Source organism: Agromyces sp. SYSU T00194 (assembly GCF_040496035.1).
Taxonomy (GTDB): domain Bacteria; phylum Actinomycetota; class Actinomycetes; order Actinomycetales; family Microbacteriaceae; genus Agromyces; species Agromyces chitinivorans.
In genome coordinates, this window is the sequence record NZ_JBEPJZ010000002.1 from 82358 (window position 1) to 105349 (window position 22992).

The 22992-nt window shown below is 71.9% G+C and carries 20 protein-coding genes; 16 read left to right on the forward strand and 4 right to left on the reverse strand.

What is annotated here, in order from left to right; all coding sequences use genetic code 11:
* Positions 1–17: 17 nt before the first annotated feature.
* The gene (locus tag ABZK10_RS13160) at positions 18–1376 is read left to right on the forward strand and encodes a MinD/ParA family ATP-binding protein (RefSeq protein WP_353809752.1); all 1359 of its coding nucleotides are present in this window, start codon (positions 18–20) and stop codon (positions 1374–1376) included.
* Between the two features lie 5 nt (positions 1377–1381).
* On the forward strand, positions 1382–1873 hold the full coding sequence (def, locus tag ABZK10_RS13165) for a peptide deformylase (RefSeq protein WP_353809753.1): 492 nt from the start codon (positions 1382–1384) through the stop codon (positions 1871–1873).
* 78 nt (positions 1874–1951) lie between these two features.
* On the opposite strand, the gene ABZK10_RS13170 is transcribed toward def, so the two are convergent.
* Entirely contained in the window at positions 1952–3787 is a 1836-nt protein-coding gene (locus ABZK10_RS13170; RefSeq protein ID WP_353809754.1) for an AMP-dependent synthetase/ligase, read from the reverse strand.
* A 147-nt stretch (positions 3788–3934) separates the two neighbouring features.
* Here ABZK10_RS13170 and ABZK10_RS13175 point away from each other — a divergent pair, with 147 nt between their 5' ends.
* The 3 genes from ABZK10_RS13175 to ABZK10_RS13185 all read left to right on the forward strand — a co-directional run bounded on the left by ABZK10_RS13175 (position 3935) and on the right by ABZK10_RS13185 (position 7065).
* On the forward strand, positions 3935–4885 hold the full coding sequence (locus ABZK10_RS13175) for an ROK family glucokinase (RefSeq protein ID WP_353809755.1): 951 nt from the start codon (positions 3935–3937) through the stop codon (positions 4883–4885).
* 37 nt (positions 4886–4922) lie between these two features.
* Positions 4923–5612 (forward strand): lysophospholipid acyltransferase family protein, encoded by a 690-nt coding sequence (locus ABZK10_RS13180; RefSeq protein ID WP_353809756.1) that lies wholly within the window; start codon positions 4923–4925, stop codon positions 5610–5612.
* 85 nt (positions 5613–5697) lie between these two features.
* Entirely contained in the window at positions 5698–7065 is a 1368-nt protein-coding gene (locus ABZK10_RS13185; protein WP_353809757.1) for a class II 3-deoxy-7-phosphoheptulonate synthase, read from the forward strand.
* A 67-nt stretch (positions 7066–7132) separates the two neighbouring features.
* Here ABZK10_RS13185 and pknB read toward each other — a convergent pair whose 3' ends face one another.
* Together pknB and ABZK10_RS13195 are read right to left on the reverse strand one after the other, a co-directional pair.
* Entirely contained in the window at positions 7133–9040 is a 1908-nt protein-coding gene (gene pknB, locus ABZK10_RS13190) for a Stk1 family PASTA domain-containing Ser/Thr kinase (protein WP_353810544.1), read from the reverse strand.
* A gap of 91 nt (positions 9041–9131) precedes the next feature.
* On the reverse strand, positions 9132–10382 hold the full coding sequence (locus tag ABZK10_RS13195) for a LysM peptidoglycan-binding domain-containing protein (protein ID WP_353809758.1): 1251 nt from the start codon (positions 10380–10382) through the stop codon (positions 9132–9134).
* 128 nt (positions 10383–10510) lie between these two features.
* On the opposite strand from ABZK10_RS13195, the gene ABZK10_RS13200 reads away from it, so the two are divergent.
* The gene (locus tag ABZK10_RS13200; RefSeq protein ID WP_353809759.1) at positions 10511–10855 is read left to right on the forward strand and encodes an Rv2175c family DNA-binding protein; all 345 of its coding nucleotides are present in this window, start codon (positions 10511–10513) and stop codon (positions 10853–10855) included.
* A gap of 7 nt (positions 10856–10862) precedes the next feature.
* On the opposite strand, the gene ABZK10_RS13205 is transcribed toward ABZK10_RS13200, so the two are convergent.
* Positions 10863–11987 carry a polyprenyl synthetase family protein gene (locus tag ABZK10_RS13205; RefSeq protein WP_436408534.1) on the reverse strand — a complete coding sequence of 375 codons (1125 nt, stop codon included), beginning with the start codon at positions 11985–11987 and terminating at the stop codon, positions 10863–10865.
* A gap of 75 nt (positions 11988–12062) precedes the next feature.
* Here ABZK10_RS13205 and ABZK10_RS13210 point away from each other — a divergent pair, with 75 nt between their 5' ends.
* From ABZK10_RS13210 to ABZK10_RS13255, 10 genes are all read left to right on the forward strand, one after another.
* On the forward strand, positions 12063–12446 hold the full coding sequence (locus ABZK10_RS13210; protein WP_353809761.1) for an SCO2097 family morphological protein: 384 nt from the start codon (positions 12063–12065) through the stop codon (positions 12444–12446).
* A 289-nt stretch (positions 12447–12735) separates the two neighbouring features.
* The gene (gene mraZ, locus ABZK10_RS13215; protein WP_353809762.1) at positions 12736–13167 is read left to right on the forward strand and encodes a division/cell wall cluster transcriptional repressor MraZ; all 432 of its coding nucleotides are present in this window, start codon (positions 12736–12738) and stop codon (positions 13165–13167) included.
* Between the two features lie 62 nt (positions 13168–13229).
* Positions 13230–14222, forward strand: a complete 993-nt coding sequence (gene rsmH, locus ABZK10_RS13220) for a 16S rRNA (cytosine(1402)-N(4))-methyltransferase RsmH (protein WP_436408535.1) — start codon at positions 13230–13232, stop codon at positions 14220–14222.
* Positions 14219–14839: a cell division protein FtsL gene (ftsL, locus tag ABZK10_RS13225; RefSeq protein ID WP_353809764.1), complete on the forward strand. Its 621-nt coding sequence runs from the start codon at positions 14219–14221 to the stop codon at positions 14837–14839. Before rsmH ends, ftsL begins: the two co-directional genes overlap by 4 nt.
* Before the next feature lie 29 nt (positions 14840–14868).
* On the forward strand, positions 14869–16644 hold the full coding sequence (locus tag ABZK10_RS13230) for a peptidoglycan D,D-transpeptidase FtsI family protein (RefSeq protein ID WP_353809765.1): 1776 nt from the start codon (positions 14869–14871) through the stop codon (positions 16642–16644).
* A 12-nt stretch (positions 16645–16656) separates the two neighbouring features.
* On the forward strand, positions 16657–18060 hold the full coding sequence (locus ABZK10_RS13235; protein ID WP_353809766.1) for a UDP-N-acetylmuramoyl-tripeptide--D-alanyl-D-alanine ligase: 1404 nt from the start codon (positions 16657–16659) through the stop codon (positions 18058–18060).
* Positions 18057–19151: a phospho-N-acetylmuramoyl-pentapeptide-transferase gene (gene mraY / locus ABZK10_RS13240; protein WP_353809767.1), complete on the forward strand. Its 1095-nt coding sequence runs from the start codon at positions 18057–18059 to the stop codon at positions 19149–19151. Before ABZK10_RS13235 ends, mraY begins: the two co-directional genes overlap by 4 nt.
* Positions 19136–20680, forward strand: coding sequence for a UDP-N-acetylmuramoyl-L-alanine--D-glutamate ligase (gene murD / locus ABZK10_RS13245; protein ID WP_353809768.1), 1545 nt, complete (start codon positions 19136–19138; stop codon positions 20678–20680). Before mraY ends, murD begins: the two co-directional genes overlap by 16 nt.
* Positions 20640–21866 carry a putative lipid II flippase FtsW gene (ftsW, locus tag ABZK10_RS13250; protein ID WP_353809769.1) on the forward strand — a complete coding sequence of 409 codons (1227 nt, stop codon included), beginning with the start codon at positions 20640–20642 and terminating at the stop codon, positions 21864–21866. The genes murD and ftsW overlap by 41 nt, the downstream gene beginning before the upstream one ends.
* Positions 21863–22963, forward strand: coding sequence for a UDP-N-acetylglucosamine--N-acetylmuramyl-(pentapeptide) pyrophosphoryl-undecaprenol N-acetylglucosamine transferase (locus ABZK10_RS13255; protein WP_353809770.1), 1101 nt, complete (start codon positions 21863–21865; stop codon positions 22961–22963). The genes ftsW and ABZK10_RS13255 overlap by 4 nt, the downstream gene beginning before the upstream one ends.
* Positions 22964–22992 lie beyond the last annotated feature (29 nt).

Sequence of the window (22992 nt, forward strand, 5' to 3'; positions counted from 1 at the left end):
TGACGAGAGGGGGAGCGGTGGCTGACGACCGGAGCGAACAGGAGACCGGCCGCGGGGGGAGCGGCGGTGACTACCGCACGGGCGTGTCGACGCGCACCGGGGCGCACTCGTCCCGCCTGCCCGAGCGGCTCACGATCCAGGTGGACCTGCCGCCGGCGCCCGTGCGCGAGGTCCCCGAGGACGAGGCCGCGGTGGCGATCGACGACGTGACCGTCAACCCGGGAGAACTCGAGGGACGCGCCACGCCGACGCACTCCATCCCGCTCGCGGCCATCGACGGGTCGGGTCGGCCAGCCATCCGCGACTCGTCGCCGTACCGTGCCCTGCTCGCCGCCGACGAGCGGCGCGAGCGCGAGCGCGACCGCGCGGTGGTGGCCGCCCAGGACGCCGATGAGCCGGGAGAACTCGAGCCCGCGACCCCGGTGAACCTCCCCGAGACCTCGGAGTCGCTGACGCCCGACCGCCTCATCGACACGCACCGCGCGGGCCGCCCGGCCCCGCAGGGCGGGTTGCACCGCTTCCTCTACGAGGCGTCGTTCCACACCATCAACCTCGGCGACTCGGCGAAGGTCCGCGCGCACAAGGCGATGAACGCGCGCATCCAGCGCCGGTTCGAGGGCGGTGCGCGCTTCGTCCCGGTGCTGACGCGCAAGGGCGGTGTCGGCAAGACCACCGTGACGACGCTGCTCGGCATGGCACTCGCGAACGCACGCGAGGACCGCGTGATCGCGATCGACGCGAACCCCGACCGCGGCACGCTCGCGGAGCGCGTCGACCGGCAGACCCGCGAGACGGTGCGCGACGTGGTCGGCAAGGCGTCGACGATCGGCGGCTACACCGACTTCTCGCGCTTCGTCTCGCGCGACGGCACGCGCCTGGACATCCTCGCGTCCGACACCGACCCGAACCTGTCCGAGGCGTTCGACGACAACGACTACAACGTGGTCGCGAACCTCGCCGCCCGGTACTACTCCATGGTGCTGACCGACTGCGGCACCGGCATCGTCCACTCGGTCATGCGGGCGACGCTGCAGCGCGCCGATGCGATCGTGGTCGTCTCGGGCGGCAGCGTCGACGAGGCGCGCCTCGCGTCCGAGACGCTCACCTGGCTCGAGTCCAACGGCTTCGGCGACCTGGTGAAGAACGCGGTCGTCGCGATCAACCTGGCGACGCAGGGCACGCACCTCGTGAAGGTCGACGAGATCGAGGCGCACTTCCAGTCGCGCGTGCGCGAGATCGTGCGCATCCCCTACGACCCGCAGCTCGCCGCCGGATCCGTCGTGCACTGGGACCAGCTGCGCCCGATCACCCGCGAGGCCGCGCGCGAGCTCGCGGCGCTGGTGGTCGAGGGCATCCCCGAAGAGCGGGTACGCTGACCCGAGTGTCCGAGCGTCCCATCCGCCTCTTCGGCGATCCCGTCCTGAAGTCCGCCTCCGCGCCCATCGAGACGATCGACGACGGCGTCCGCGCCCTCGTGGCCGACCTGCTCGACAGCGTCCGGCTGCCCGGGCGAGCCGGCGTCGCCGCGCCGCAGATCGGCGTGAACCTGCGCGCCTTCAGCTACAACGTCGACGGCGAGGTGGGCTACGTGCTGAATCCCGAGCTCGTGGAGGTGCGCGGCGAGCCCGAGCTCGTGGGCGAGGGGTGCCTCTCGGTTCCCGGGCTGTGGCACGACACGCCGCGGCACCCGTGGGCGCGCGTGCGCGGCATCGACCTCGACGGGGCGCCGATCACCATCGAGGGCGAGGGCGTGCTCGCGCAGGCGCTCCAGCACGAGACCGACCACCTCGACGGCATCCTCTACCTCGATCGACTGGAGAAGGACGAGCGGCGCGTCGCGATGCGCGAGGTCCGCGAGTCCGACTGGTTCTGACCCGCGCCCGGCCACGCCGGTACGAGACGACGGATGCCCCGGGCCGCAGCGGCCCGGGGCATCCGTCGTCTCGTGCGATCAGCCCGCGATCGAGTGCCCCTCGGTCATGGGCGCCGACGTCGTGAGGTAGAGCCCCTCGATCTCGTCCGCGAAGTCGGAGACGATGACGTTGCGCTTGATGCTGAGCTTCGGCGTGAGGTGGCCGCTGTCCTCGGTGAACTCCGTCGGGAGGATCACGAACTTGCGGATCGACTCGGCGCGGGAGACCGTCTCGTTCGCCGCGTCGATCGAGCGCTGCACCTCGGCGAGCACGGCCGGGTTGGTCGCCGCCTCGTCGATGCTCATGCCGGCGTCCTCGCCGTGGTTGTTGAGCCAGACGGGCAGCATCTCGGGGTCGAGCGTCACCAGCGCCGAGATGAACGGCTTCTGGTCGCCGACCACCACGACCTGGCCGATCAGCGGGTTGGCGCGGATCGGGTCCTCGAGCGCCGCGGGCGCCACGTTCTTGCCGCCCGCGGTGACGATGATCTCCTTCTTGCGGCCGGTGATGGTGAGGAACCCGTCGTCGTCCATGGCGCCGAGGTCGCCGGTCTTGAACCACTCGCCGTCGAAGGTCTCGGCGGTCGCCTCGGGGTTCTTCCAGTACTCCTTGAAGACGTTGATGCCCCTGACCTGGATCTCGCCGTCATCGGCGAGGCGCACGGAGACGCCCGGCAGGGCCGGCCCGACGGTGCCGATCTTCGACTTGTGGGCGAGGTTCACGGTCGCCGGGGCGGTGGTCTCGGTGAGGCCGTAGCCCTCGAGGATCGTGATGCCGAGCGCGTGGTAGAAGTGGCCGAGCCGCGCGCCGAGCGGTGCGGAGCCGGAGACGGCGTACTTCACGTTGCCGCCCATCGCCGCGCGCAGCTTGCTCAGCACGAGGCGGTCGAGCACCGCGAACTTCAGGCGCAGGCCGAACGGCACCGAGCCGGCCTCCTGCGCCTTCGAGTAGGCGACGGCGGTGTCGGCGGCGGCGCGGAAGATCTTGCCCTTGCCGCCCGACTCCGCCTTCTGCTCGGAGACGTTGTAGACCTTCTCGAACACACGGGGCACCGCGAGCAGGAACGTCGGCTTGAACGAGCCGAGCGCGGGCAGCAGCTGCTTCGTGTCGGGCTGGTGGCCGACGCGCACGCCGGCGTGCACGCACAGCACGGCGATGAAGCGGGCGAACACGTGCGCGGTGGTGATGAACAGCACGGTCGACGCGCCGTTCGGGTCGAGCACGACCTCCTCGAGCGCGACCGCGGCGTTGCGGGAGAGCTCGACGAAGTTGGAGTGGGTCAGCACGCAGCCCTTGGGACGCCCCGTCGATCCGGACGTGTAGATGAGCGTGGCGATGTCGTCGCCGTTCGCGATGTTGCGCCGGCGCTCGATCTCCTCGTCGCTCACGCCGGTGCCGCCGGCGACGAGCTTGTCGAGGTCGCCCAGGTCGATCTGCCAGACCGAGCGGATGTCGGGGAGCTCCGGGTGGACCTCGTCGAATCGCGCGAAGTGGTCGGCCGTCTCGACGATCACGGCGATCGCACCCGAGTCGCCGAGGTTCCACTTCACCTGGCTGGGCGAGCTGGTCTCGTAGACGGGCACGAGCACGCCTCCGGCGAACCACATCGCGAAGTCGATGAGGGTCCACTCGTAGCGCGTCTTGCACATCAGGCCGACCTTGTCGCCGGGCTCGATGCCGGCGGCGACGAAGCCCTTCGCGAGTGCGATGACCTGGTCGTAGAACTCGCGGGTGGTCACCGGCTCCCAGGCGCCGTCCTTCGGCAACGAGAACAGCACCGAGTCGGGGGTCTCGGCCACCCGGTCGACCAGCAGGTCGGTGGCGTTCGCGCCGGGATCGGCCGGTACGAGGGCGGGCGAATCGAATTGGATCACGGTAGCTCCTTCGGCACCGGTGAGTGCGCGCCCGCCGGGTCGGCGGGTCGTCGCACGGCAGCAATCATTCACTACACTCTAGTTCAGCGTTCCTGCGGACACACCGGGATCGCGACCTCTCCACATCCCGGCGAAAGGCGCATCGGCTTGCACGCGATCGGCATCGACATCGGGGGCACCAAGATCGCCGGGGCGGTGGTCGACGAGTTCGGCACCATCGTGCGCCAGTCCCGGGTCGCCACGCCGGCGGGTGACGCGGCGGGCCTCGAGGACGCCGTGGTGGCCATGATCACGGAGCTCTCCGACGGCGCGGAGATCATCGCGGCGGGTGTCGCGGCCGCCGGCTTCATCGACGCCTCGCAGTCCGTCGTCTACTACGCACCGAACATCGACTGGCGCAACGAGCCGTTCCGCGAGAAGCTCGAGGCCCGCGTGCCGCTGCCCGTCGTCGTCGAGAACGACGCGAACGCGGCCGGCTGGGCGGAGTTCCGCTTCGGCGCAGGTCGGCTCGTCAGCGACATGTGCATGCTGACGATCGGCACGGGCGTCGGCGGCGCGATCGTCGCGAGCGACACGCTCTTCCGCGGCGGCTTCGGCGCCGGGGCCGAGCTCGGGCACGTGCGGATCGTCCCCGGGGGCCTGCCCTGCGGGTGCGGGCAGCGCGGATGCCTCGAGCAGTACGGGTCCGGCCGCGCGCTCATGCGCATGGCCGGCGAGATCGCCGACGGCGGGGGGATCGGGCTGGGCCTGGCGAAGCTGCGCGCCGAGCGCGGGCGCCTCGACGGCCACGGCGTGGGCGAGCTGATCGCCGCCGAGGACCCGGGCGCGCTGGCCGCGCTCCGCCAGCTCGGGGGCTGGATCGGCCAGGGCTGCGCGAGCCTCGCCGCGGTGCTCGACCCGCAGCTGTTCGTGTTCGGCGGCGGCGTCGCCGCCGCGGGCGAGCACCTGCTCGAGCCGGTGCGGCGCGCGTTCGTCGAGCACCTGCCCGCGCAGGGGTACCACCCCGAACCCGAGTTCGCGATCGCGGAGCTGGTCAACGACGCGGGAGTCGTCGGCGCGGCCGACCTCGCGCGCGTGTGGGCGGTGAAGCGGGCCTGATCGGTATGCTGTCACGGGCCGATCGGAAGGGATGGCGATGTTCTACTGGATCATGAAGCACATCGTCGTCGGCCCCATCGTGCTGGGGCTGTTCCGGCCCTGGGTGGTCGGGCTCGAGCACATCCCGAAGTCGGGCGGCGCGATCCTCGCGAGCAACCACCTGTCGTTCATCGACTCCATCTTCCTGCCGCTCGTGGTCGACCGGCCGGTCGTGTTCCTCGCCAAGAGCGAGTACTTCACCGGCAAGGGCCTGAAGGGCTGGGCCACGCGCCTGTTCTTCCAGGCCACCGGGCAGCTGCCGATCGACCGGTCGGGCGGCAAGGCCTCGGAGGCGTCCCTCAACACCGGCCTGCGCGTGCTCGGCCGCGGGGAGCTGCTCGGCATCTACCCCGAGGGCACGCGCAGCCCCGACTCGCGGCTCTACCGCGGTCGCACGGGCGTGGCGCGCATGGTGCTCGAGTCGGGCGTGCCGGTCGTGCCGGTCGCGATGATCGGCACCGACGAGGTCATGCCGATCGGCACCCGCATCCCGAAGATCCGGCGCATCGGCGTCGTGATCGGCGAGCCGCTCGACTTCAGCCGCTTCGCGGGTCTCGAGGGCGACCGCTTCGTGCTCCGATCGGTCACCGACGAGCTGGTGTACGAGCTGCGCGAGCTGAGCGGGCAGGAGTACGTCGACGTCTATGCGAGCTCGGTGAAGGAGAAGCGCGCCGCGCTTTCGCGGTAGGCTCGTCCAGTCGCCCGGAGCGGCGACGCATCCGCTTGTCTCACCCGGCGCGTCCGTCGCGCCCGCGTCATCCAGGGAAGTATCCGTGACCCAGCTCGTCGAATCCGTCGTGCAGCCCGCTGACAACGTCGTCGCAGGGCTCGACGCCTGGCGCACGTTGCCGATCAAGCAGCAGCCCGAGTGGCCCGACGCCGAGGCCGTCGCCGCGGCGTCGGCCGAACTCGCGACGCTGCCGCCGCTGGTCTTCGCCGGCGAGGTCGACAACCTGCGCGACCGGCTGGCGGCGGCCGCCCGCGGAGAGGCGTTCCTGCTGCAGGGCGGCGACTGCGCCGAGACCTTCGCCGGCGCGACCGCCGACCAGATCCGCAACCGCGTGAAGACCGTGCTGCAGATGGCCGTCGTGCTCACCTACGGCGCCTCGATGCCCGTGGTGAAGATGGGGCGCATGGCGGGGCAGTTCGCCAAGCCGCGCTCGAAGGACACCGAGACCCGCGGCGACGTGACGCTGCCGGCCTACCGCGGCGACATCGTCAACGGCTACGACTTCACGCCCGAGTCGCGCGCCGCCGACCCGTCGCGCCTGCTGCGCGGGTACCACACCGCGGCCTCGACGCTGAACCTGATCCGCGCGTTCACGCAGGGCGGCTTCGCCGACCTGCGGCAGGTGCACGCGTGGAACCGCGGCTTCGCCGCGAACCCGGCCAACGCCCGGTACGAGAGCCTCGCCAAGGAGATCGACCGCGCGGTGCGGTTCATGGACGCGTGCGGCGCCGACTTCGACGAGCTGAAGCGCACCGAGTTCTTCACCGGCCACGAGGGCCTGCTGATGGACTACGAGCGGCCCCTGACGCGCATCGACTCGCGTACCGGCCTGCCGTACGACACGTCGGCGCACTTCATCTGGATCGGCGAGCGCACGCGCGACCTCGATGGCGCGCACGTCGACTTCCTGTCGCGGGTGCGGAACCCGATCGGCGTGAAGCTCGGCCCGACCACGACGCCCGACGACATGCTGGGGCTGATCGACAGGCTCGACCCCGAGCGCGAGCCGGGCCGGCTCACGTTCATCACCCGCATGGGCTCGAGCCGCATCCGCGAGGCGCTGCCCCCGCTCCTGGACGCGATCAAGGCCGCCGACGCGAACCCGCTCTGGGTGACCGACCCGATGCACGGCAACGGCCTCACGACGCCCACCGGCTACAAGACGCGTCGCTTCGACGACGTCGTCGACGAGGTGAAGGGCTTCTTCGAGGCGCACCGCGCGGCGGGCACGCACCCCGGCGGCATCCACGTCGAGCTCACCGGCGACGACGTGACCGAGTGCCTCGGCGGCTCGGAGCACATCGACGAGGCGACGCTCGCGACGCGCTACGAGTCGCTGTGCGACCCGCGCCTGAACCACATGCAGTCGCTCGAGCTGGCGTTCCTCGTCGCGGAGGAACTCGCGCGCTGACCGCGTGCCGTCGGGGGAGCGGATGCCTCCCCGGCGGCGCCCGCGCGCGGCATCCGCTCGCCGGTCGTCAGAGTTCGAGCGTCGCCACCAGGGTGACCGTCGAGCCGCGGATCTGCTCGGTGTCTCCGCCGGGATCCATCGACTTGACGGTGGCGAGCCCGACGAACGCCTCCGGGAAGCTGTACTGCACCTGGAAGCCGGCCGCCTCGAGCGTGTCGATGGCGTCGGCGAGGTTCTCGCCCACGACGTCCGGCAACGTGACCAGGTCGGGCCCCTTGGAGACGGTCAGCACGATCGGGTCGCCCGGCCGCACCGGGTCGGTGCTGGTCGCGGCCGAGAGCACGAGGTCGGCGGCGACGTCGTTGCTGAACTGCGGCTCGGCGAACGAGACGTCGAGTCCGGCGTCGGAGAGCCGCTGCTCGGCCTCGGCCGACGCAGTTCCGACGACCGAGGGGATGGCCCCCGCGGAGACGACCAGCGACAGCGCGCCGCGCTCGGGATACTCGTCGCCGACGCGTTCGCCGTCGGCGTCGAACACGGCGATCACGGCGCCGCGGTCGACCTGGGACGAGTAACGCACGTCGGTCTCGTCGGCGACGTCGAACTCGGCCAGCTCGGCGCGGGCGTCCGCCTCGGGCATCCCCTCCACGTCGGGCACGGCGAGGATGCGCGGGCCGAGCGAGACGAGGATCTGCACGGTGCCGCCGCGCCGGGCCTGCGTGCCGCCCTCCGGGTCGGTCTCCGAGACCAGCCCCTCGGCGACCTCCGGGTCGTGCTGCTCGCCGAGGGCGGTCTCGAACCCCGCCTCCTCGAGCACGCCGGCCGCGGCCTCCGGTTCGAGTCCGCTCACCGACGGCACGGTGGCCAGGGCGCCCGGTCCGCTGCCGAAGTACCATCCCGTTCCCGCGGCGAGCCCGGCGAGCACGAGCACGAGTGCGAACAGCCAGTAGCCGCGGCGTCGGCGGCCGCGCGAGGTCCGCTCGAGCGCCGCGACGCCCGTGGCCGCCGCCTTGGGCTTGGCAGCCGCGGCCGCGGCCGTGCGCCGCTCGCCGAGCACCTGCGTCGCCGCCGTCGTGGGCGCTGCGGGCGGGGTGCCGTCGGGCAGCACCGCGGTCGCCTGCCCCGTCGCGGGCGATGCGCCGCGCACGCTCGACTCGATGGCGCGCAGCTGCTCGAGCAGGACCCGCGCGTCGGCGGGCCGCTCCTCGGGGTCGCGCGCCGTGGCCCACAGCACGAGCTCGTCCAGCTCGGCGGGAACCGACGGGTCCTTCGAGCTCGGCGTGGGCACCGTGTCGTTCGCGTGCTGGTACGCGATCTGCATCGGCGCCTCGCCCACGTAGGGCTGCTCGCCGGTGAGCATCTCGTAGAGCATGATGCCGATCGCGTAGATGTCGCTGCGGGCGTCCGCGACCCCACGGGTCACGAGCTCGGGGGAGAGGTACGCGATGGTGCCGAGCAGCGCCTGCCCGGTCGCGGTGTTCGCGCTCGCGGCGCGCGCGAGCCCGAAGTCGCCGAGCTTGATGCGGCCGTCGTCGGCCAGCAGCACGTTCTCGGGCTTGAGGTCGCGGTGCACGATGCCGGCCTTGTGCGCCGAGGCCAGCCCCGACAGCACGGCGTCCATGATGTCGACGGACTGCTCGGGCGTGAGCTTCGTGTAGTCCTTCAGGAGGTCGCGCAGCGTGATGCCGGGCAGGTACTCCATGACGAGGTACGCCGTGTCGGAGTCCTGGCCCTGGTCGTAGACGTTGACGACGTTCGGATGCGACAGGCGGGCCGCCGAGCGCGCCTCCTGCACGAACCGCGTCTTGAACGTGTTGTCGTCGGCCAGGTGGCCGTGCATGATCTTGATCGCGACCCGACGTTCGAGTCGCAGGTCGGTCGCCAGGTAGACCGTCGCCATGCCGCCGCGGGCGATCCGCGAGCGCACCTGGTAGCGGCCGTCGACGAGACGGCCGACCATGGGGTCCGCGGGCATGGTGGTCACCGTACGAGTGTACGAATGCGCGCGGCCCGCGAACGACCGAAACACCGCCGGGTCCGGCATCGAGACGCCATCGTGACCGGTGTCAGCCGAGCTCGGCGAGCCACGCCCGCGCCGACGTCTCCCACTTGGCGTACGCGTCCGGGTGGGCGCTGCGCTGCACCGCCTGCGCGGCCTCGGTGACGGTCATGCCGCCCCAGCCCGCGATGTCGAGCAGTCCGCGGGTCGTGCCCGGGTTCGGGTTCGTGCGCCCGCCGAAGAACGCGCGCGCGGCGCGCTCGACGTCCATGACCTCGGCCTCGGTGCCCCAGCCCTGGCTCGGTCGCTGCTGGAACACGCCGAGCGAGTCGCGGTCGCCGTAGCCGAGGTTGCGCAGGCCCGACTCCTGCGCGGCGGTGGCGAGCGCGATGACGATGCCGCGGTCGGAGACGCCCAGCGAGCGGCCGACCCGCACGATCACGGCTGCGTTGTCGGTCATCTCCGCCGTCATCACGACGACGTGCCCCTCGGCTGCCGCCGCCAGCACGCCCGGCACGACGAGCACGTCGCCGGGGTGGATCACGCTCGACCAGCCGAGCTCGTTCGCGTCGAGGAGCGACTGCACCGAGACGCCGTAGCGCGCGGCGATCCCGCTGGCGGTGTCGCCGCGCTCGACGGTGTGCCGGTCCGGCGTCGCGTCGTCCTCGGGTGCGGCGGCGGGGGCGGATGCCGCGGGGGTGCCGGTCGCGTCGGGCAGCACGAGTGCCTGCCCGGGGAAGATGAGGCTGCGCCGGTCCAGTCCGTTGACGCGCAGGACGTCGTCCACATCGAGCCCGTACCGGCTCGCGATGCCGCTGACGGTGTCGCCCTCGACCACGGTGTGCCGGCGGATCTCGTCGTCGACGCGGGTCGGGGTGACTGCGGCCGGCCGCTCGGCGTCGTCGAGCACCAGGACCTGTCCCGGGAAGATGAGGCTCGACCAGCCGAGGCCGTTGAGTGCGAGCACCGACGCCGTCGGCATGCCGAAGCGCGCCGCGATCGCGCTGACCGTGTCGCCCTCGACGACCGTGTAGCGCAGGGGAGCGGGCTCCGCCGCGGCGGCCGTGCGCACGACGGCGGGGGTCGCGGCGCGGGCGGGCATCGCCTTCGGCTTCGCCTGCTTCCGCGGTGCCGGCGCCGCCTGGGCGGGCGTCGCGAACCCGAGGGTCACGGCGACCGCACCGATGACGGCGACGGCGGACGTCGCGACGCGGCCGAGCGGTCGTCGCCGCGCGTGCGCGCCGCGCGGCTGCGTCGCGGGCTCGTGCCCGCCCGCGGGATCGACCGATGCGCTCCCGTCGTCGTCGAGCTTCGTCATCCCACCCCCGATCGGCTGACTCCCGTCACCGTCGCAGATGCGCGATGCCGGGTCAAATCCCCGGCGGGCGCGTTGCCGAATCGATTCGCGGGGTGCGGGTGACGCGAGTCCGTGGCACGCTGGATGGCGTGACTGAGGAGGCCCTCGAGGCGACCACCTGGCTGACCGTTCCCGATCTCGTCGAGTTGCTCGGCATCACGCCGAGCCGGGTGCGCAAGCTCATCGACGACCGTCATCTCCTCGCGCGCCGCGTGGACGGCGTGCTGAAGGTGCCCGATTCCTTCCTGCGCGACGGCGAGCCGGTGCACGAGCTGCGCGGCACCGTGTTCGTGCTCGGCGACGCCGGCTTCACCGACGACGAGGCCGTGGAGTGGCTCGTGTCGGTCGACGACAGCCTGGGCGTCGCACCGATCGACGCGCTGCGGAACGGTCGCAAGACCGAGGTCCGCCGGGTGGCGCAGGCGCTCGCCTGAGCAGGGCTCACCGCTCGCGGCGCGCGACCGTCTCGGCGAGCGTGGTGAGCTCGGCGCGGGCCGCACGGCTGAGCGGCGCCCCGTCCAGGGCGGCGACGGCCTCGGCGACGCGCGCCGAGATGATGCGCTCGACCTCCTCGACCGCCCCGCACGCGGTGAGCGTCTCCTGCAGCATGGCGACCTGCGCGGCATCCAGGCCGGGATCGCCGAGCAGTTCGTCGAGCAGCCTGCGCTGACCGGGCTGGAGCCGCTCCCGGGCGATCGCGACGAGGACCGTGCGCTTGCCCTCGCGCAGGTCGTCGCCGCTCGGCTTGCCGGTGGTCGCCGGGTCGCCGTAGACGCCCAGCAGGTCGTCGCGCAGCTGGTAGGCGATGCCGAGCGGGAGCCCGAAGGCGCTGAGCGCGGCGAGTTGGGCGGGGTCGGCGCCGGCGAGCGCGGCGCCGATGCGCAGCGGCGCCTCGATGCTGTACTTGGCCGACTTGTAGACGATCACCCGCTCGGCCCGCGCCCGCAGCTGCGACTCGGGCTGGCGGCGCCATGCCTGCTCCTCGAGGATGTCGAGGTACTGGCCGGCCGTCACCTCGGTGCGCATGCGCTGGAACTCGCGTCGCGCCGCCGCCTGGCGCGAGCGGTCGTCGAGTGCGCTCGTGCCCGCGTCCATGAGGTCGTCCGCCCAGCTCAGCAGCAGGTCGCCGGTGAGGATCGCTGCGGCCTCGCCGAACGTGGCGGCGTCGCCGTCCCAGGCGGCGTCCCGGTGCAGCCCCTCGAACTCGCGGTGGGCGCTCGCGGCGCCGCGTCGGGTGTCGGAGTGGTCGATGATGTCGTCGTGCACGAGGGCCGCGGCGTGGAAGAACTCGAGCGCCGCGGCGACCGAGACGACGTCCGCGGGGTCCGCCCCGGGCTCGTCGTCGGGGGCGAACGGGTCGAACCCTCCGGAGTGCCCGCGGACCGCCTCCCAGCCCCAGTAGCAGAACAGCGCCCGGAATCGCTTGCCGCCGCTGAGAAACCGCCGGGAGAAGTCCGCCAGTGGATCGAGGTCCGGGCTGATCGAGACGAGAATGGTGTGGCGTTCGGTGAGGAACTCGTCGATTCGGGTATGCACGAGATCGACGAGATGTGAGCTTTCCGGCACGCGCCTAGCCTACTGGCGCGTGGCGGCGCTAGAATCGGGATACGACGCGTCGATCCCGAGGCTGAAGGGAATGAGATGCCGCTTTCAGAGCAGGAGCAGCGACTCCTCGAAGAGATGGAGCGCAGCCTCTATCGCAACGATGCCGACGTCATGGCGACGGGCGGCGGACGACGCGGTCGTCCGAACTACCGATCGGTGGTGCTGGGGGTCCTCCTCGGGGTCGCCGGCGTGGGTGCGCTCATCGCGGGCGTCGCCACGCAGCTGCTGTTCATCGGCATCATCGGGTTCGCCCTGATGTTCCTCGGCGTGCTGCTCGCCATCTCCCCGTCGCGGAAGCCGACGGTCGACGACCTGTCCGACCTCGACGACGCCCGACGCGCGGGTCGCTCCTCCGGCTCGACCGGGTTCATGGACCGGATGAACGAGCGCTGGGACCGCCGCCAGGAGGACCGCGAGTAGCGCGCCTCCACTCCGCTCCACCGAGGGTCGATCCGTTCCGGATCGGCCCTCTTCGGCGTTTCCGGGGCACCTGACGACGCTCGGACGTGCCTGATCGGGCGCTCCGACACGCTCGATCCATCCGATCTCCTCCATTTTCCCTCCACCCTCCTCCACCCCTGTGATCCGCATGATCACGGGGGTGTTTGCACGTGCAGGCCCTGAAATCGCCCCGATTTCCGTTGAATGTGGTGGAAAGTGGAGTAAAGTGGAGCCACCTGGTTCTGGCCGGAGGAATGGGGGTGATGCAGTGTTCCTCGGTACCCACGAGCCGAAGCTCGACGACAAGGGGCGCATCATTCTTCCGGCCAAGTTCCGGGACGAACTCGCGAACGGCCTCGTGATGACGCGCGGTCAGGAGCACTGCGTCTACGTCTTCAGCGCGCGCGAGTTCGACACCATCCACGACACGATCCGCCAGGCACCGGTCACCAGCAAGCAGGCCCGCGACTACATGCGCGTGTTCCTGTCCGGTGCCACCGCGGAGACCCCCGACAAGCAGCACCGCGTCACCATCCCCTCGTCCCTGCGCCAGTACGCGGGGCTCGACCGCGACCTGGCCGTCATCGGCGCCGGCAGTCGCGTCGAGATCTGGGACGCCGAGGCGTGGCAGACGTACCTCGCAGAGCAGGAAGCGGTCTTCGCGAACACGGCGGAGGAGGTGATCCCGGGGCTCTTCTGAGCCCGGCTCCCGATCCCCAGCCGGATCAGCCTGGTGCACTTCCCCGCACCAGGACGACCCGGATGGGGATCGGGACCCGGGGTCGGACCCGATACGCCATGGACGATCTCTCACGAATCCACACCCCGGTCATGCTGGAGCGCACCATCGAGTTGCTCGAGCCGGCCATCACGCGACCGGGCGCCGTCCTCGTCGACGCGACGCTCGGCATGGGCGGGCACACGGAGGCGCTGCTCGAGCGCTTCGGCGACCTCACGGTCATCGGGCTCGATCGCGACACCGACGCGCTCGGCATCGCCTCCGAGCGGCTGGCCCGGTTCGGCGACCGCCTGCGGCCGGTGCACACGGTCTACGACGGCATCGCGGACGCGATCGCGGGGGAGGGGTTCCCGGCCGTCGACGGCATCCTGTTCGACCTCGGCGTCTCGTCGCTCCAGCTCGACCGCGCCGAACGCGGGTTCGCCTACGCGCAGGACGCCCCGCTCGACATGCGCATGGACGCGTCGACCGGCATCACCGCCGCAGAGGTCCTGGCGGAGTACCGCGAGGGCGACCTCCGCCGCATCTTCGAGCAGTACGGCGAGGAGAAGCTCGCGGCCCGGTACGCGCGTGCCATCGTGCGGGCGCGCGCCGAGGCGCCGATCACGCGCTCCGGGCGCCTGGTGGAGATCCTGTCGGATGCCACCCCGGCCGCCGTCCAGCGCGCCGGGCATCCCGCGAAGCGCGTCTTCCAGGCGCTGCGCATCGAGGTCAACGCCGAGCTGTCGGTGCTCGAGCACGCGATCCCGGCGGCCCTGGACGCGCTCGCGGTGGGCGGGCGCATGGTCGTGCTCGCCTACCAGTCGCTCGAGGACCGCATCGTCAAGCGGGCGCTGCAGGCGGCGACGACGTCGACCGCACCGCCCGGGCTGCCGATGGAGCTGCCCGAGCACCAGCCGAGGTTCCGACTGCTCACGAGGGGAGCCGAGCTCGCGAGCCCGGCCGAGCAGGAGACGAATCCGCGCGCGAAGCCGGTCCGGCTGCGCGCGGTCGAACGCACGAGGGGGAACGCATGAGCGCACAGATCCTGGGGCGCGCGAGACCGGCCGAACGGCCGGACCCGCGCCCGCGTCCGGGGCTGCGGCCGGTTCCCGAGCGCGACGTCCGGCGCGGTCGGCCGCGCCTGGCCTACGCGATCGTGGCGGTGAGCGGCGCGGCACTGATCATCGCGGCGCAGCTCCTGCTGAGCGTCGCGGTCACCCAGGGCGCCTACGAGATCGACGCGCTCCAGGCGGAGCAGACCGAGCTCTCGCGCACGCACCAGCAGGTGTCGGAGGAGCTCGACCGCGTGGAGTCGCCGCAGTACCTCGCCGCGAACGCGGAGGCGCTCGGGATGGTCCAGCACGCCGATCCCGTCTACCTGCGGCTCTCCGACGGCCGGGTGCTCGGCGACCCGGCCCCGGCGGCCGGCGCGCAGACCACGTCCTCGACCTCCTTGGTGCCGAACTCGCTGCTGTCGGGTGTTCCGCTGGTCACCGAGGAGGAGGCGGCGGCCACCGCCGACGCGACGCCGTCGGGCTCGGCGCCGGCCCCCACGACCGACCGCGGGGCCTCCGGCGCGGCGGCGGCCGCGGACGCTGAGCCCGACGTACCGTCGTTCGAGGACGGACTGCCGACCCCCAGCACCCACTGACCGCCGCGCGCACGGAAGGAGCCGCACCCGTGACCACGAGCCGATCCCGGACGCGGCGCACCTTCGTCTTCGCTGCGGTGCTGCTCGGCCTGATCTCGGTGTTCGTCACGCGCCTGGTGGACATCCAGGTCGTGCGCGCCGCCTCGCTCAGCGAGCAGGCGGAGGAACTCCGCTCCGCCCCGCGCACGGTCTACGGCGCCCGCGGCGACATCGTCGACGCGAACGGGGTCGTGCTCGCCGACAGCGTCATGCGCTGGGACATCGCGCTCTCGCCGTCGAAGGCGAAGGCGGGCGACCTCGAGCGCACGGTCGACGGCGAGACCGTCGACGTGCCGCTCGAGGAGACGGCGGAGCAGCTCGGCGAGGTGGTCGGGCTCACCGGCGACCAGGTGCTCGGCATCATCGAGGCGGCCCTCGCCGAGGACCCGGACTCCGACTTCGCGTACGTCGCGAAGCTCGTCGACGCATCGACGTACGAGGCGGTCGAGGCGCTCGACATCCCGTGGGTCGTCCCGTGGCGGCATCCGAGCCGCACCTACCCGAACGGCTCGGTCGCGGGCAACCTGATCGGCTTTACGGGCGACGACGGCGACGCCCTGGCGGGGCTCGAGCTGAGCGAGGACCAGTGCCTCGCCGGGCAGGACGGCCTGGAGCAGTACCTCTACGGCGCCGGCGACTACACGCCGATCCCCGACAGCACGGTGACGATCCAGCAGGCCCGCGACGGCGGGGAACTGCAGCTCACGATCGACTCCGACCTGCAGTGGTACGTGCAGAAGGTCGCCGCCGAACGGGTCAAGGAGACCGGCGCGAAGTGGGCGACCGTGACGGTGATGGAGGTCGAGACCGGCAGGCTGCTGGCCGTCGCCGACGTGCCGACGGTCGATCCGAACGATCCCGGCGCCTCGGAGGCATCCGATCGCGGCTCCCGGGCCTTCACGGCCTCGTTCGAGCCGGGTTCGACGTTCAAGTCGCTCACCGCCGCCGCCGTCGTCGATGCGGGCGAGGACGAGCCCGGCGTGGTCGCCCCGTACCGCTACCTCCCCGCGAACGGCGCGAACATCAACGACAGCCATGTCCACGACGACCAGCGGATGTCGCTCACGGGCGTGCTGATCGACTCGTCGAACACCGGCATGTCGCTCTTCGGCGAGCGGCTCTCCGACGAGGAGCGCTACGACTACATGGAGGCCTTCGGCGTCGGGCGCTCGACGGAGGTCGGCTTCCTCGCCGAAGACCCGGGCATCCTGCACGACTGGCGCGACTGGGACGCGCAGACGAAGTACACGACCATGTTCGGGCAGGGCCTCACGACCACCGCCGTGCAGATCGCGAGCATCTACCAGACCATCGCCAACGGCGGGGTGCGGATGCCGGTGACCCTCGTCGAGGGATGCCGCGACGCCGACGGGGAACTCGTCGACCAGGCGTCGACCGAGGGCACCCGGGTCATCTCCGAGGACGCCGCCGAGCAGACCTCGCTGATGCTCGAGCAGGTGTACCGCGACGGCTGGCTCTCGGCCCAGTGGAACATCCCCGGCTACCGCGTCGCGGCCAAGACCGGCACCGCCCAGGTACCCGACGGCAACGGCGGCTACCAGAGCGGCTACCTCGTCTCGGTGTCGGGCTTCGCGCCCGCCGACGACCCGAAGTACGTCGTTTCGGTGAGCATCATGGATCCCGTTAAGATGAACTCGTCCGCCGCATCGGCTCCCGTCTTCCAGGAGGTCATGAGCCAGGTGCTGAAGACCCATCGGACGATTCCCTCCGGCGCCGACGCGCCCGTACTGCCAGCGGACTGGTGAGAAAGCAGGACGATGCTCGCCCTGACGATCGATGAGGTCGCGCGCGCCGTCGACGGGCGGGTCCTCGACCCGACGCACGGCCCGCGCGTCGTGCGCGGCGCCGTCCAGACGGACTCCCGCGAGGTGGGCCCCGGCGACATCTTCGTCGCCAAGCCCGGCGAGGTGACCGACGGGCACCGGTTCGCGCCCGACGCGGTCGCCGGCGGTGCCGAGCTGCTCATCGTCGAGCGTGCGCTCGACCTCGACGTGCCGCAGGTGGTCGTGGGCGACGCGGTGGTCGCCCTCGGCGCGCTCGCGACCGAGGTCGTGCGCCGGGTGCGCGCGCGCGGCGAGCTGCGCGTGGTCGGCATCACCGGCTCGAACGGCAAGACCACGACGAAGAACCTGCTCCGCGCCATCCTCTCGCCCGAGGGCGAGACCGTGGCCCCGCGCGGGTCCTACAACAACGAGGTCGGCGCCCCGGTGACGATGCTCGAGCTCACCGAGTCGACGAAGTACCTCGTCGCCGAGATGGGCGCGTCCGGCGTCGGCCACATCGCCCGCCTCACGCGCATGGCCCGGCCCGACATCGGCGTGGTGCTGAAGGTGGGCCTCGCGCACGCGGGCGAGTTCGGCGGCATCGAGCAGACCGTGCAGGCCAAGGGAGAGATGGTCGAGGCGCTCGCGGACGACGGCGTCGCGGTGTTGAACGCCGACGACCCGCGCGTGGACGGCATGGCAGCACGCACCCGCGCGCGCGTCGTGCGGTTCGGCTTCGACGCCCGCGCCGACGTGCGCGCGAGCGAGGTCGTCGCCCACGCCGCCGGCACCGACTTCCGCGTCGACGTCGCCGGCGTCGGCAGCGCGACGGTCCGGTTCCGGGTGCTCGGCGAGCACCACGTCATGAACGCGCTCGCGGCGATCGCCGTGGCGACCGAGCTCGGCGTCGCGCTCGCCGACATCGTGGCTCGCCTCGAGCAGGTCACGCTCGCCGAGCGGTGGCGCATGCAGCTCATGGGCGGCCGCGACGACGTCACGGTCATCAACGACGCCTACAACGCCAGCCCCGACTCGATGGCGGCGGCGCTGAAGACGCTCGCCCAGGTCGGCCGCTCCGGCTCGCGCACGATCGCGGTGCTCGGCGAGATGAGCGAGCTGGGCGAGTTCTCGGGCGAGGAGCACGACCGCATCGGCCTGCTGGCCGTGCGGCTCGGCATCTCGCAGCTCGTCGTGGTGGGTGCGGGCGCCAGGCGGCTGCACATCACGGCCATAAACGAGGGGTCCTGGGACGGCGAGAGCGCCTTCGTCGAGACCCCGGACGAGGCCTTCGACCTGGTCACCGCCGCCGCGGGTCCGGGCGACACGGTACTGGTGAAATCGTCGAACTCGGCGGGTCTCCGCCACCTCGGCGACCGATTGGGAGAATGGTTCGCGTGAGAACACTGTTGACCGCAGGGGCGCTGTCGCTCTCCTTCACGCTGTTCCTCACGCCGCTGTTCATCCGGCTGTTCACGAAGCTGAACTGGGGCCAGTTCATCCGCGACGACGGTCCGAAGAGCCACCACGTCAAGCGCGGCACGCCCACCATGGGCGGCATCATCTTCATCCTCGGCACGCTGTTCGGGTACTTCACCGCGACCCTGCTCTTCGACGAGCCGCCGACGGCGTCGGGGCTGCTCGTGCTGCTGATGATGGTGGGCCTCGGCGTCGTCGGGTTCGTCGACGACTTCCTGAAGACCCGCAAGAAGCAGAGCCTCGGCCTCGGCGGCTGGGCGAAGATCGCCGGCCAGGTCATCGTCGCGGCGCTCTTCGCGCTGCTCGCGATCGGGTTCCCGAACGGGCAGGGCGAGACGCCGGCATCGACGAACATCTCGTTCATCCGCGACCTGCCGCTGGACTTCATGGTGTTCGGCACGATCGTCGGCATCATCCTCTACGTCCTGTGGATCACGCTGCTCACCGCCGCCGCCTCGAACGCGGTGAACGTCACCGACGGGCTCGACGGCCTCGCCTCGGGCGCCTCGATCCTCGCGATCGGCTCGTTCGTCATCATCGGCTTCTGGCAGTTCAACCAGTCGTGCTTCAGCGAGAACCTCAACCCGAGCGACGCCTACCGCTGCTACGAGGTGCGCGACCCGCTCGACATCGCGATCGTCGCCACGGCGATCGTCGGCGCGGTGCTCGGCTTCCTCTGGTGGAACACCAACCCGGCGAAGATCATCATGGGCGACACCGGCTCGCTCGCACTCGGCGGCGCCCTCGCGGCCCTCGCGGTCGTGAGCCGCACCGAGCTGCTGCTGATCCTCATCGGCGGCCTGTTCGTCATCGAGACCGGCTCGGTCATCGTGCAGCGGGCGTACTTCAAGCTCACCCGCGGCAAGCGCATCTTCCTGATGAGCCCCATCCACCACCACTTCGAGCTGAAGGGCTGGGCGGAGGTCACCATCGTGGTGCGCTTCTGGATCATCGCCGGGCTGCTCGTCGCCGCGGGCGTCGGAGCGTTCTACCTCGAATGGCTCGCCAACTGATGACGGATGCCTCCCGGCTCGACGCGCTCACGAGCTGGCGATCGGACTGGTCGGGCCTGCGCACCGTCGTGATGGGCGCCGGCGTCACCGGCTTCGCCGCGGCCGACACGCTCGCCGAGCTCGGCGCCGAGGTGCTCGTGGTCGCGCCCGAGGTCGACGACGATCGCGTGCGCGTGCTCCAGGTCATCGGCGCGCGCCTGCTGCGGCATCCGCTCGACGCCGTGCCCGACGAGGTCGTCGCGTTCGACCCCGAGCTCGTGATCGCCTCGCCCGGGTTCCACCCCGACCACCCGCTCCTCGAGTGGGCGGCCGATGCGGGCGTCGCCGTCTGGGGCGACATCGAGCTCGCCTGGCGCGTGCGCGACAAGGTCGAGCCGGCCGCCCGGTGGATGCTCGTCACGGGCACGAACGGCAAGACGACGACCACCCAGCTCACGGCCACGATGCTCGCCGCCCACGGGCTGCGGGCGGCGCCGTGCGGCAACATCGGCGTGCCGGTGCTCGATGCGGTGCGCGACCCGGGTGGGTTCGACGTGCTGGTCGTCGAGCTGTCGAGCTACCAGCTGCACCACCTGCCGACCGAGGGGCCGGGTGCGCTGCACCCCGTGGCCTCCGTGTGCCTGAACATCGCCGACGACCACCTCGACTGGCACGGCTCGGCGGAGGCCTACCGCGCGGCGAAGGCGAAGGTGTACGCGAACGTGCGCGTCGCGTGCGTGTACAACAAGTCGGATGCCGCGACCGAGGCCATGGTCCGCGAGGCCGACGTCGAGGAGGGCGCGCGCGCCATCGGGTTCGACCTCGGCGTGCCCGGCCCGAGCGACCTCGGCATCGCCGACGGCGTGCTCTGCGACCGTGCGTTCCTCGAGGAGCGGCGCACGAGCGCGCTGGAGCTGACCACGCTCGACGAACTCGCCGAGGCGGGGCTCGACGCACCGCACGTGGTCGCGAACATCCTCGCCGCGTCGGCGCTCGCCCGCTCGGTCGGCGTGCCGCCGACGACCATCCACGACGCGCTCGCGGGCTTCAGGCTCGACGCGCACCGCATCGAGCGGGTCGCGACCGCCGACGGCGTGACCTGGGTCGACGACTCGAAGGCCACGAACGCGCACGCCGCGCACGCGTCGCTGGCCGCGTACCGCTCCGTGGTGTGGATCGTCGGGGGCCTGCTCAAGGGCGTCGACATCGACCCGCTCGTGGCCGCCCACGTCGACCGCCTCCGCGCCGCCGTCGTCATCGGCGTGGACCGCGCCGAGCTGGTCGCGGCGTTCGCACGACACGCGCCCGGCCTCGAGGTCGTCGAGGTCGACACCGCCGACACTGGTGACGTGATGCGTCGCGCGGTGGCCTCCGCGGGTCGCGTCGCGCGGACGGGGGACACCGTGCTCCTCGCACCGGCCGCGGCGTCGATGGACCAGTTCACCGACTACGGGGACCGGGGCCGGCGATTCGCCGCAGCCGTGCACGACTACCTGGGAGGTGAGGCGGATGACGGCTCCGCCCCACGCGCGCCCGGACACGACGCCTGACGACCGCCCCGGCGGCATCTCCGCCGCCCGCATCCGACTCGGGCGCATGTTCCGCGCCGAGTCGGCGAACTCCCTCATGCTGCTCGGCACGACCGTGTTCCTGGTCGTCTTCGGGCTCGTCATGGTGCTGTCGTCCTCGACCGTGGACTCGTACATCGCCGACGAGGGGTTCTTCGGCGAGTTCATGCGCCAGGGCGTCTTCGTGCTGGTCGGCATCCCGCTCATGCTCGTCGTCAGCAGGCTGCCGCAGCGCTTCTGGATGGCCGTCGCGTGGCCGGCGCTGGCGATCGCGTGCGGGCTCCAGGTGCTGGTCGTCGCGACGCCCATGGGCGTCACGATCGGCGGCAACACGAACTGGCTGAACCTGTTCGGGTTCCAGTTCCAGCCGTCGGAGGCGATCAAGCTCGCGCTCGTGCTGTGGCTCGGCCTGATGACCACGCGCAAGGAGGCGGTGATCGGGGAGTGGACCCGAGGCGTCCTGCCGATCCTGCTCGTGGGCGGCGGCGCGATCGGGCTCGTGCTCCTCGGCGGCGACCTCGGCACGGTCATGATCATGGGCGGCATGCTCCTCGGCACCCTGTTCCTCATCGGCGTGCGCCTGCGGCTGCTCGTCATCCCCGTGCTGGCGGGTGCGGTCGCGTTCGCCGTGGCGGCCGTCACGAGCGACAACCGGATGCAGCGGATCGCGGCGTTCCTCAGCCACACCTGCGACGACTACATCAACACCTGCTGGCAGACCGAGCACGGCACGTTCGCGCTCGCCAACGGCGGGATCTTCGGCGTGGGCCTCGGCAACTCGACCGCGAAGTGGTCGTGGCTGCCGGCCGCCGACAACGACTTCATCTTCGCCATCATCGGCGAGGAGCTCGGCATGATCGGTGCGGTCGTGGTGCTCGGCCTCTTCGTCGTGCTGGCGATCGCGTTCGCACGCATCATGCGGCAGGCGCCGACCATGTTCGGTCGCACCGTGACCGCGGCCATGCTCGTGTGGGTGATCGGCCAGGCCTGTGTCAATATCGGTGTCGTGCTCGGTGTCTTCCCCGTCCTCGGCGTCCCCCTCCCGCTCGTGTCCTCCGGCGGCACCGCCCTGCTGACGACGCTCGTCGGCATCGGCGTGGTGCTCTCCGTCGCGCGCGAGTCCGCACCGGCTGGGTCGCCGAAGCGGAAGCGGGCGAGCACCCGATGACCACCTACCTCCTGGCCGGCGGGGGCACCGCCGGCCACGTGAACCCGCTGCTCGCCGTCGCCGACCGGCTCCGCGAGCGCGAGCCCGACGCCACGATCCTCGTGCTCGGCACCGCGGAGGGTCTCGAGTCACGGCTGGTGCCGGCGCGCGGCTACGAGCTGCTGACGATCCCGAAGGTGCCGTTCCCGCGGCGCCCGAACCGTGCGGCGCTGGCGTTCCCCGGCCGGTTCCGGCGCAGCATCCGCACCGTCCGCGAGCTGATCCGCGAGCACGGCGTCGACGTCGTGGTCGGCTTCGGCGGGTACGTCGCGACGCCCGCGTACCTCGGCGCCCGGGCCGAGCGCGTGCCGGTGGCGATCCACGAGGCGAACGCGAAGCCCGGCCTCGCGAACCGGCTCGGCAGCCGCTTCGCCGCCACGGTCGGCGTCGCGTTCGAGGGCACCCCGCTGCACCACGCGCGATTCGTGGGCATGCCGCTCCGGCGGGAGATCGAGCAGCTCGATCGGGCGACGGCGCGTGCCGAGGCCGCGGAGTACTTCGGACTCGACGCGGGCGGGCCGGTGCTGCTCGCGACCGGCGGCTCGCTCGGCGCGCGACGGTTGAACGCCACCGTCGCCGGCTCGGCGCTCGCGCTGCGCGGCACCGGCTGGCAGGTGCTGCACATCACGGGCCGCTCGTCCGAGGTCTCCGACCCCGGGCTCGACGGCTACCGCATGATCGACTACTGCGATCGCATGGACCTGGCCCTCGCCATCGCCGACTTCGCGCTCTCCCGCGCAGGTGCCGCGACGGTGAGCGAGCTCGCCGCGCTCGGGCTGCCCGCCGTCTACGTGCCCTACCCGGTCGGCAACGGGGAGCAGCGCTTCAACGCCGAGGGCGTCGTCGAGGCGGGCGGCGGCATCCTCGTCGACGACGCCGACTTCGTGCCCAGCTGGGTGGATGCGCACGTCGTGCCGCTCCTCGCGGACGGCGGCCGCGTCGCCCGCATGGCGTCGGCCGCGGCATCCGCCGGCGTCATCGACGGCACCGACCGCATGGTCGCGCTCGTCGACGAGGCGCTCGGCGCGGATGCCCCCGGAGCCGTCGCCGGCGCGTAGCCTTGACCGCGGGGCCGCCGTGCCCCGAC